This window comes from Kineococcus rhizosphaerae (assembly GCF_003002055.1).
Classification (GTDB): Bacteria; Actinomycetota; Actinomycetes; order Actinomycetales; family Kineococcaceae; genus Kineococcus; species Kineococcus rhizosphaerae.
The window spans coordinates 1-9,731 of sequence record NZ_PVZF01000033.1 but is presented as its reverse complement, the minus strand read 5'-3'; the positions used below and the strand labels follow the sequence as shown (position 1 = coordinate 9,731).

9 protein-coding genes and 2 pseudogenes are annotated in these 9,731 nt (G+C 66.7%); 6 read left to right on the top strand and 5 right to left on the bottom strand.

The annotated features are described in order from the left end of the window. The 5 genes from CLV37_RS29150 to CLV37_RS26205 form a co-directional block, all read right to left on the bottom strand. The coding region (locus CLV37_RS29150) for a transposase (RefSeq protein ID WP_146149480.1) at window positions 1-141 on the bottom strand (141 nt) is incomplete at its 3' end. A gap of 13 nt (window positions 142-154) precedes the next feature. Then, a complete protein-coding gene (locus CLV37_RS26220) occupies window positions 155-1,384 on the bottom strand; it encodes a DUF3500 domain-containing protein (protein ID WP_106215687.1) in 1,230 nt (409 codons plus the stop codon). Window positions 1,385-1,574: 190 nt separating this feature from the next. Next, window positions 1,575-2,699 (bottom strand): HoxN/HupN/NixA family nickel/cobalt transporter, encoded by a 1,125-nt coding sequence (locus CLV37_RS26215; RefSeq protein WP_106215686.1) that lies wholly within the window; start codon window positions 2,697-2,699, stop codon window positions 1,575-1,577. Continuing rightward, window positions 2,696-3,640 carry a cell wall-binding repeat-containing protein gene (locus tag CLV37_RS26210; protein WP_170127524.1) on the bottom strand — a complete coding sequence of 315 codons (945 nt, stop codon included), beginning with the start codon at window positions 3,638-3,640 and terminating at the stop codon, window positions 2,696-2,698. Before CLV37_RS26210 ends, CLV37_RS26215 begins: the two co-directional genes overlap by 4 nt. Before the next feature lie 43 nt (window positions 3,641-3,683). Beyond that, window positions 3,684-5,030: a DUF3500 domain-containing protein gene (locus CLV37_RS26205; RefSeq protein WP_170127523.1), complete on the bottom strand. Its 1,347-nt coding sequence runs from the start codon at window positions 5,028-5,030 to the stop codon at window positions 3,684-3,686. 288 nt (window positions 5,031-5,318) lie between these two features. Between CLV37_RS26205 and CLV37_RS26200 the strand changes: the two genes are divergently transcribed. From CLV37_RS26200 to CLV37_RS29135, 6 genes and pseudogenes are all read left to right on the top strand, one after another. Then, window positions 5,319-6,148 (top strand): IS5 family transposase gene (locus CLV37_RS26200; RefSeq protein ID WP_106215683.1). Its coding sequence is split into 2 segments (ribosomal slippage): window positions 5,319-5,682 and window positions 5,682-6,148, totalling 831 coding nucleotides; the frame shifts between segments, so codons are not numbered across the junction. A gap of 283 nt (window positions 6,149-6,431) precedes the next feature. After that, window positions 6,432-6,623 (top strand): annotated as a pseudogene (locus CLV37_RS29145) (IS3 family transposase); the annotation flags it as partial. Between the two features lie 215 nt (window positions 6,624-6,838). Continuing rightward, window positions 6,839-8,334, top strand: a pseudogene (locus tag CLV37_RS29140) (NF041680 family putative transposase). 446 nt (window positions 8,335-8,780) lie between these two features. Then, a complete protein-coding gene (locus CLV37_RS28705; protein WP_425433639.1) occupies window positions 8,781-9,062 on the top strand; it encodes a DDE-type integrase/transposase/recombinase in 282 nt (93 codons plus the stop codon). Continuing rightward, on the top strand, window positions 9,059-9,241 hold the full coding sequence (locus CLV37_RS28700; protein WP_245885958.1) for an integrase core domain-containing protein: 183 nt from the start codon (window positions 9,059-9,061) through the stop codon (window positions 9,239-9,241). The genes CLV37_RS28705 and CLV37_RS28700 overlap by 4 nt, the downstream gene beginning before the upstream one ends. Window positions 9,242-9,590: 349 nt before the next feature. Continuing rightward, window positions 9,591-9,731, top strand: a 141-nt coding sequence (locus CLV37_RS29135; RefSeq protein ID WP_146149480.1) for a transposase, incomplete at its 3' end; no start/stop codon positions are given.

Here is a 9,731-nt window from a genome sequence, read left to right as displayed (position 1 = left end):
CAGGTCTTGGCGCGGTCTACCCATCCGGCCCTGCTTGGGTAGCAGCGGCTCGATGAGCTCCCACTCCGCATCGCTGAGGTCAGAGGGATACGCCTCACGATCGCCAGCCACCTCAGCAGCATGCCCTACCAAGACCCACATCTGAAACAGTCACTTAGTGGTCCAAGGCAAGGTGCAAGGCCAACAGTGACTTGCCATAGTCCCCTCCGTTGGGGGTCCGGACGTCGGAGTGGACGTGGTTACGGCTGGACCCCGTCACATCTTTTCCGAGGGGACCGGGGCCCTCGCAGTCGAATTCGATCCAGATCACCGGAGACTGGATGCGGGCGTAGAAGATCGCGTCGTCGTCGGTGTCGCCCTTCCACGCAAAATATGTCTCGTCGAGGTGTTCGCGGATCTCGGCCATCTTCAGCGCGGCGTGACCGTCGGCCACGTTCCCGACCATGCGGGCTACGAAGGCCAGCACCGCCTCCTGGGCAGTTGTGGACAGGTCAGCCAGGTTCGCGCCCTGGTAGGCCTGAACCAGGTTGTCCTGGAAGGCGCCAGCCACAGACTCGGATGCGCTCTTGTCGGCGGAGAGGATCGCGACGGCCTGCTCGTCGGTGGTGAGGGACTGAATGGCCGCCACGGCAAGGGCAAACTCCTCGTCGAATACGCTGAGACCCTCGTACTCGCTATCGATGCCCTTGTCGGCGGTGGTGGGTTCTGAACCCCAGAAGCAGGGGGTCATGACGACCTGGTCACCGAGGACGAAGTAGTTAATGACCAGGTGGTGCCCGTCGACCTGGAAACCCCAGGGGTCGGTCTCCGAGGGGGTCCCCATGACGGTGAACCAGTAGAGACTCTCGTTGAACTGGGTCTTCTGGCCAACCAAGATTCCGCCGTAGGTGTTCAACTTCATGATGGTCTCGGCGTTCCCGAGGCCCTGGGCGCTGAGGCCGGCGGCCAGGATCGCCTTCGCCGCGCTCTTCTGATCGTCGGTCATCTCCTCGAGGCTGACGCCATTGCGCTGGTAGCTGTCGACGTTGCTCCACAACCGCCACTCGTCCTGGGTGTAGTCGTCAGGATTGACGTCGAAGGAGGCCTCGGTGCGCTGATCGTCGGTGAGGGAGGCCAACCACGCCGTCGCGGCGGTGACGACACCGGCGGTGGAGACGCCGGTGGCTTGGATGCTGAACAGGTCTGGCACGACGGTTCCGTCGGTGGTGAGGCCGACGAAGTCCTCGGTAATCCCTTCGTTCCCCATGCCACCGCCCCCACCGTCGGGCGGTCCGCCCTGGGTTGCGGCCGAGGTGCTGCTGGAGCCGGCGGTGTCGTCCTCCGTGGAGCAGGCAGCCAGGGTAGCGAAGGCCGCGACTCCCGTACTCGCGAACAGCGCCGTCATGAATCGGCGACGGTTCAGCGCTCCCGGGCTGCCGGGGGCGTGGACGCGGTGTCCGTCGGCGGTGCGCAGGACGTCCTGGGCCGGCTGGTCCCCGTGGTCGTGACGATGTGGGTGGTTATGGTGCACGGGAACTCCTCGATGAGCGGGGTGGGACGGTGGACCGGTACCAGAGTGGGTGCCCTACCGGTGCTCATACGGTGGTCCCGCTGTGCAACCCTTGAGGGTTCGACCGGTGGGTGTGCCACCACCAGGCGAGGGCGAGGACCCAAAAGACGACAAAGAACCCGGCGACGGCGTACCCGACGGCCTGAGTGTCTAGACCGGCGACCCACGTCGTCAGGGGATCCTCGGTGCGCAGCTCGTCGTGGACAACCGAGGTCAGCTGCACGGTTCCAATGCCTAGGGCGATGGCTACGGACACCGCAGTAACGACGCCGTTGTAGGTCAGACGGCGTTGCGGGTCCTCCAGTGCCCAGTCGTAGGCCACCGTCATGAACGCGCCGTCGAGGGTGTCGAAGAGCGCCATGCCCGCGGTGAACAGGACGGGAAGGACGAGGACCGCGTACCAGGGCAGGGTCACGGCCGCCGTGCCTGCGAGGACCAGGAGGGCAACCTCGGTGGCGGTGTCGAAACCGAGGCCCATGAGCAGCCCCACCGGGTAGATCTGACGGGGGCTGAGGATGCGGTCGGTAACGCGACGGACCAGTCGGGCCAGAGCCCCGTCGAGCTCGAGACGCCGGGCCAGTTCAGCGTCGTCGAGGCGGCCGAGCCGACGCAGCCGCGCAGTCCGCAGGATCCCGAGCAGGGTCACGAGGTTGACCAAGCCGATACCCCAGAGGAAAACCCCGGCGGCGCTGGTGCCGAACGCCCCCAGGACGTCGTGCGCCGTCGCCCCCTCGGTGACCAGAGACCCTGCGACGTGGGCACCGGTGGCGACCACAATCGCCATCGCGAAGACGACACTGGAGTGCCCGAGGGAGAACCACAACCCCACCGACATCGGCCGGTGTTCGGGGGCGCTGGGCCCGAGCGGCCGCGTCTGGGCCAACTGCCGGGTCGCGCCGTCGATGACGGCGATGTGGTCGGCGTCGAAGGCGTGCCGCACGCCGAACAGGTAGGCAGTCAGCCCCAAACCCCACCCGAAGGCCTGCTGGCCCACGGAGAGGTCCCGGGGGACCACGACCAACCCCAGAACACCCCACCCAAGGACATGCAGGGCGGCGACCAGGGTCAGCAGACGCAGGAGGTGCCGGGTGTCCGCCGGGGTCCATCGCCGCCCCGTCGTCTGCGGTGGGGCGACGGTGGGGGTGCTCACGCGGCCGCGGCCACGGCGGCGGTCACCACGGCGTCGGACACCGCTGCGCTGGAACCAAAGACGGTCCCCGTCGTCAGGGTGGCCCGGTGCTGGGTGAGGAAGCCGCCAGCGGCGCTCCCGAGGACGGTGGTGGACTCGGTGAGCAGGACGGGGGCCTTCAGTCCGCCTGCGTAGGGCGCGGCGGCGAGGGCGTCGGCGGGGACGTCACCCCGGGCTAGACCGACGTTCGCCGTGCTGAACCCGTAGGAGGTCAGGGCGGCGTTGGCGATGAGTGCCGCGGTGGCCCGGCTGTCGGTCCCGCCCAGCCGCGTTCCCAGGGTGAACCCGGCAGCCTTCAGGGCGGTCTCGACGGCGGTCGGGACGGCCGCGTCGGACCCGAGGATCGTAAGCTTGGTAATCCCGGCGGCCTTGACAGTGCTCGCCCAGCCCGAGGGGAGGGTGGAGTCGAGCAAGATGACGGGAACCCCGTTTGCGTAGGCGATGGGGCCCGCGGCGACGCCGTCGTTGATGCTGCCGTAAGCGCGGCAGATGAACGCCTCGGTCGGTTTGGTGATGGCAGCGCCGGCGGCGAGGACGGCGAGGTTGGTGGCGATGCGGTCGGTGCCGGCGTGGCGGATGACGTTGTCTGCACCGTAGGACCAGCCGAGCAGGTCCTCGACGTTCTGGCTGATCTTGTCAGTACCGCCGATGAGGTGGACCGACGTGACACCGAGGCGGGTGAGGGCGGTGGCGGTGGCGTTGGACAGGGTGAGGGTGGCGGTGAGCAGGACGGTGGCCTTCAACCGGCCGGCCAGGTAGGCCGCTGACAGCGCGTCGGCACCGGCGTCGTAGCCGACCAGGACGGCGGTGGTGCCGGTCGCCGTCGTGGCGGCGTTCCGGCTGATGGTGGCGGCGGTCTTCGTGCGGTCGGTGCCGGCCAGTCGGGAGAACGTGACGGTCATGGTCTTCCTTCTTCGCGTGGTGGGGTTGGAGCAGACGGGACCGTCAGTTGTGGTGGGCGGCGGTGGCCAGGTGCAGGGCCAGCAGGGCCTTGCCGTAGTCGTTGCCATTCGGCGTGCGCATGATCGAGTGGATGTGCTTGCGGGAGGGGACCTGCGCGTCGCCGTAGCCCTGCCCGACCGGGCCCGGCGTTTCGCAGTCGAACTCCAGGTAGAAGACCGGAGACTGAAAGCGGAACCAGAACACCGCGTCGACGTCGGTGGGTCCTTTCCAGGCGAAGTAGGTCTGGGTGAGGTACTGCTTGATCTCGTCGAAGCGGATCTCGGCGTGGTCGCCCTTCTGGGTGTAGACGAACAACCAGATTAACTCGAGCATCAGGTCCTGCTGGGCGGTGGTCAGGTCGGAGAGCAGGATCCCGACGTAGGGAACCTCGACGTTGTCCTTGAACGCCTCGGCGACGTTGTCATCGCCGGTCTTGGTTGCGGAGATAACCGCGGTGGCCTGCTGGGCTGTAGTGAGGGAATTCACCGCGGCCAGCGCGGCTTCAATCTCTTCGTCGAAAAGAGTGATGGTGCCGTAGGTCTCGTTGGCGATGGTCGTGGGTTCCGATCCCCAGAAGGTGGGGGTCATGACGACCTGGTCGCCGAGGACGAAGTAGTTGATGACCTGGTGGTGGCCTTCGAACTGCCAGCCCCACGGATCGGTTTCCGACGGGGTACCCATGATGGTGAAGTTATAGCGGCCTTCGTAGAACTGGTCGGTCTGGTTCAGTTGGACCCCGGCAATGCCGTTGACGCGGCGGATGTTCTCGCTCAACGTGAGGCCGCGCGCGGAGAGTCCCGCGGCGAGGAGTTCGCGTCCAGCGAGCAGTTGTGCCGCGGTGAGGGTGGAGACCTCAACACCCTGGCGGGTGTAGGAGTGAATGTTGCTCCAGAGCCGGAACTGGTCGGTGGTGTAGTCGGTCGGGTCGATCTCGAAGACGGTCGCGGTGCGCTGGGCGTCAGTGAGAGAAGACAGGAACGCGGCGGCGGCGGCGACGACCGGAGCGGTCGAGACGCCGGTGGAATGGATCGAGTACAGGTCCGTGACGACGGTGCCGTCGGTGGTCAGGCCGACGAATTCGTCCAACGTCTCGGTTGTGCCGCCACCGCCGCCTGCGCCGGGGTCGGTGCCGCCGGTAGGCGGTGCGGTGGGAGTATCGGCCGCGTTCGCGGCAGTCGCACCCATCACCGCGAAAGCGGCTGCGCCGGCGCCGGCCATGGAGTAGCGCAGGAAGTGACGGCGGACGAGATCGCGTCCGCTTTGTGTTTGGAAAAGGGCTGGGTCGACACCGTCGAAGATCGGGTCCTGCTGCGCGGTCTGAGCCGCAGGGTGGTCGTGGTGGTGAGGCATCACGCGCTCCATTGAGAGTGGTACAGCGGGCACACACGACGGTAGTCAGCTCCTCACCGCTGTGGATAGCTAAGGGCAATACCCACAGTGAGCTCTTTGGGACGTCACAGGTCTGGTGAAGGGCGGCCAAGCGGAGATCTTTGCCACTCTGCATCAGTTCTGCAGCTCTATCCCGTCCTGCTGTCCTTGAGTCCACCACCCATCCTCGTCTCCTCGGGTCGCCCATGCGCTAACAGCTGATTTCACTATGAGTTGCGGGACGGCTGGTGCCGTCGCAGCCTTGATGGCATGACCGATGAGGTGGTGCTGGAGCGCGTCGCGGAGCTGGTGCCGGACGGACTGTGGCAGCGGGTGCAGCCGCTGTTGCCGCAGCGTCCTCCCCGTCGCTTCCGCCATCCCGGGCGTCTGCCCCGTGATGACCGTGCTGCCCTGGCCGGCATCGTCCACGTCTTGGTGACCGGCTGCACCTGGGCTCAGGTGCCCACCGAGCAGTTCGGCTGCTCTGGTGTCACCTGCTGGCGACGGTTGCGGGACTGGACGCAGGCCGGAGTTTGGCCGCAGCTTCACCAGGTCCTGCTCGATGAGCTGCGCACTGCAGGCAAGCTGCACCTGGACACCGCGGTAGTCGACGGCTCGCACGTGCGGGCCCTCAAAGGGGGGCTCACACCGGCCCTTCGCCAGTAGACCGGGCCCATAACGGATCCAAGCACCACCTCCTGACCGATGCGGGTGGCGTTCCGTTGGTCGTGACCCTGATCGGCGGCAACCGTCACGATGTCACCCAGCTGCTGCCGCTGGTCGATGCCTTCCCCCTCGTGCGCGGTGTCCGCGGTCGACCCCGACTGCGCCCGAGGTACCTCTTTGCCGACCGCGGCTACGACTACGACATCTACCGCCGGGCACTGCGTGAGCGCGGCATCACCCCGCGCATCGCCCGCCGCGGCGTCGTTCACGGCTCCGGCCTGGGTCGCACCCGCTGGGTCGTAGAGCGCAGCTTTGCCTGGCTGCACCAGTTCAAGCGGCTGCGTATCCGCTACGAAGTCCGCGCCGATCTGCACCTGGGGTTGCTGCAGTTGGCGTGTGCGCTGATCTGCTACCGCAAACTCCCGGTCTCATAGTGAAACAAGTTGTAAGTGATGACCAGGCCTCGGACCACGGTGCGGTCGCGGTGGGCGCGTAGCGTGGCGGTAAGGGCGTCTGCCACGTCCGGGTTCAGGATGATTGGCAGGGTCCTCGGAGAGCGAATCAGCGGGGTTCCTGCTCGGCGAGAACCATCACACCACTCTCGAACACCGACCGCCGATCAGTCGCGTTTGCCAACCTCCGTGACGCTTTACCGACCGCCCCGACCAGGACGGCCCTGACGACGGCCCCCGCTCCGAGCGGCCCCGCCGGCGGTCGTTCACCGCCGAGTACAAGGCCCGAATCCTGGCCGAGTACGACGCCGCACCCCGCGGCGAACGGGGCAAGATCCTGCGCCGCGAGGGTCTGTACGACACCCACCTCATCGCCTGGCGCAAGGCAGCCGCCGCCGGCTCCACCAATGCCCCGGTCGCCGAGCAAACCCGACCCTCGAGACCGAGAGATCGCTGAGCTGCGCGCCCGCGCCGAACGCGCCGAGGCCGACCTGGACCGGACCCGGACGGCGCTGGAGATCGTGGGAAAGCACACGAGCTCTTGGCTTGAGTTTTAAGGCCTGACCTCGAAGATCTCCGACCACAGCGGCGAGTCGGGTGGACGTAGAAGCGGCCTTGGCGTGATCATGCGCGTTGTCGAGACGAGCAATCACAAACCAAGACCGCGAGATGATGGTGCACCACACGAACCCCGATGTCGAGTCCGGCGACGACACGGTCGCCCAGACGAACGAGACCTCACAGGCCGTACCGGCTCTGTCGACCCTCTCAAACTTCCGCGAGCAGTACTACACGTGCCTGACTGCCCGCGCCGACGCGCTCTTCGAACTCACCGACGCCGCACTGTGCGCGGACGGACCGGTCACCTCACCCGTCGAGTTGAGCCTGGCCGGTGAACACCGTCGAGGCCACGGCAGCGTCTACGCCGCACTGAACGATGGACGCGTCGATCAAGACGCCCTGCGCGACGTGCTCGCGGCCCAGCCACTGCCCCGCGCCGGAGGCATCGGCGCGAACGGGCGGGCCCGGATCGTGCTGGCCGTAGATGTCACTTCCTGGCTACGACCCGAAGCGCCGACCAGCGCCGGACGCTCGTTCTGCCACGTCTACGGCCGCGGCCGGGGCAACGCACAACTCATCCCCGGCTGGCAGTACTCCTACATCGCGGCCTTGGAGAGCGGAGCCACATCCTGGACCGCCCTACTGGACATACAACGCCTGCACCCCGACGATGACGTCTCGCTGATCACCGCCACCCAACTGCGGGCCATCGTCGAACGCCTGCAACGCAACGGCACCCATCGCAGCGACGACCCGACATCTTGGTGGTCACCGACGCCGGCTACGACATTCCCCGCCTCTCGGTGCTCTTGAACGACCTGCCCATCCACCTGCTGGGACGAGTACGCAGTAACCGCGTCTTCTACCGCCCCGCCCCCACGATCCCCCGGAAAGGACCCGGCCGCCGCGCCCACCACGGAGCCAAGATGACTCTGACCGACCCCAGCACCTGGCCGCAACCGTCACAGGTCACCACCAACGACACCACCCGTTACGGCACCGCAACCGCGACAAGCTTCGATCGGCTGCACGTCAAACTCGCCCACCGCACCAACTGGGCCGACCACGCCGGGAAACTACCCATCCTGGACGCCACCGTCATCCGCCGGCAGGTCCAGCATCTCCCCGGCCAACGCGAGGCCACACCGATCTGGCTGTACTCGTCGACGACGGACCTCAACGCCAAGGAGGTCGATGAGTGCTGGCAGATGTTCTGCCGTCGTTTCGACCTCGAGCACACATTCCGGATGTTGAAGCAGACGCTGGGCTGGACCCACGCGAAACTGCGAGCACCCACCACCGCCGACCGCTGGACCTGGCTGGTCGTGGTCGCTTACACCCAGCTACGCCTGGCTCGGACTTTGGTCATTGACCAGCCCCGACCCTGGCAGACGGCCGCACCCAGCATCCGTCACCGCACTCCGGCCCGGGTTCGCCGCGGATTTCGTAACCTCCACCGGACCCTGTTCAATCCGGCCAGCGCACCGAAACCTACCCGGCCTGGGCCCGGACGCCCCCCAGGACGACGAAACACCCACCGCGCAACCCATCACCCCGTCGGTAAGAGCACCCGCAGCGACCACATGATCACCAAGAGCGAGGACTGAGGCGGGTCAAGCCTTAAGACTCAAGCTTGGAGAAACTGCTCCAAGAGCACGGGCACGCCCAGGCCGCCGTAGGCGATGATCAACCCCGCCCTCGACGACCTCGCCGGCGCACTGGCAGGGCGTCTGGGCGGGACGCGACGGGCGTGTGACCTTGCTGGGTCGGGCCCGTGCCTCGCACTACCCGACAGGCGCCTGGACCGCGCGGCTGGGACCAGCTCGGCCGCGCCCGCGGCCGGCCAGCGCATTGACTCCTACCGAGGAGCAGTATGTCGTGGACGTCGTGACTTGACCGCGGTCCGCGGACAAGTCCGTCGCACAGATCTGGGCCATCCTGCTGGACGAGGGGACCTACCTGTGCTCGCAGTCGGCAATTCATCACCTGTTGCGGCGCATGGGTATCGCCGGAGATCGCCGTGGGCAGGCCACGCATCCGGAGCGGGTGAAACCTGAACTCCTGGCTACCGCGGGTTGGCCAGGTCTGGACCTGGGACATCACTAAACTCCGCGGCCCGACCCGCAGGGTGTACTTCGGATTGTACGTCGTGATCGACATCTACTCCCGTTACGTCGTGGCCCGGCGTGTGGAAGCTCACGAGGACGCCGGCCTGGCGAGCGAGGTGCTGACCGAGGCGATGGACCGGCACCAGATCCCCGACGTCGTCCACGCCGACCGGGGGACGTCGATCACGTCCAAGCCGGTCGCGCAGCTGCTGGTGGACCTGGCGTGACGCGGTCGTATTCGCGGCCGCGGGTGTCGAACGACAACCCCTACAGCGAGGCGCAGTTCAAGACGCTGAAGTACACCCCGGCGTTCCCGGACCGGTTCGAGCCCCTTGAGCAGACTCGGGATTTCTGCGAGGTGTTCTTCGCCCACTACAACTACGTTCACCGGCACTCCGGGATCTGACTGCACACCCCGCCTCGATCCACTACGGCACCGCCAAGCAGGTCGAGACGGCCCGGCAGGTCACCCTCGACGCCGCCTTCGCGGCGCACCCGGAGCGATTCGGCGCCCGTCGTCCGCGAGCACCGAAGCTACCAACCGAGGCGTGTATCAACCAGCCCTCAAGGGAGGCGCAGATTCAGAGCGCGAAAACAGTTCGTGTCTCAACAAGCTTGACAGGTTCCGCACACCTACGAATGAAAATCCCAGCTGAGCGCCTCGAGGCACCGCCACGAGCCGACTCACGAGAGATCGAGGCTAGAGATTGAGACAAGGTCCCAGACCGCCACCACCCGCTGAGTGACTGTTTCAGATGTGGGTCTTGGTAGGGCATGCTGCTGAGGTGGCTGGCGATCGTGAGGCGTATCCCTCTGACCTCAGCGATGCGGAGTGGGAGCTCATCGAGCCGCTGCTACCCAAGCAGGGCCGGATGGGTAGACCGCGCCAAGACCTG

Coding starts and splice junctions, on each gene's coding strand:
- CLV37_RS26205 (WP_170127523.1), bottom strand. CDS start 5,030: ATGCCTCACCACCACGACCACCCTGCGGCTCAGACCGCGCAGCAGGAC.
- CLV37_RS26210 (WP_170127524.1), bottom strand. CDS start 3,640: ATGACCGTCACGTTCTCCCGACTGGCCGGCACCGACCGCACGAAGACC.
- CLV37_RS26220 (WP_106215687.1), bottom strand. CDS start 1,384: ATGACGGCGCTGTTCGCGAGTACGGGAGTCGCGGCCTTCGCTACCCTG.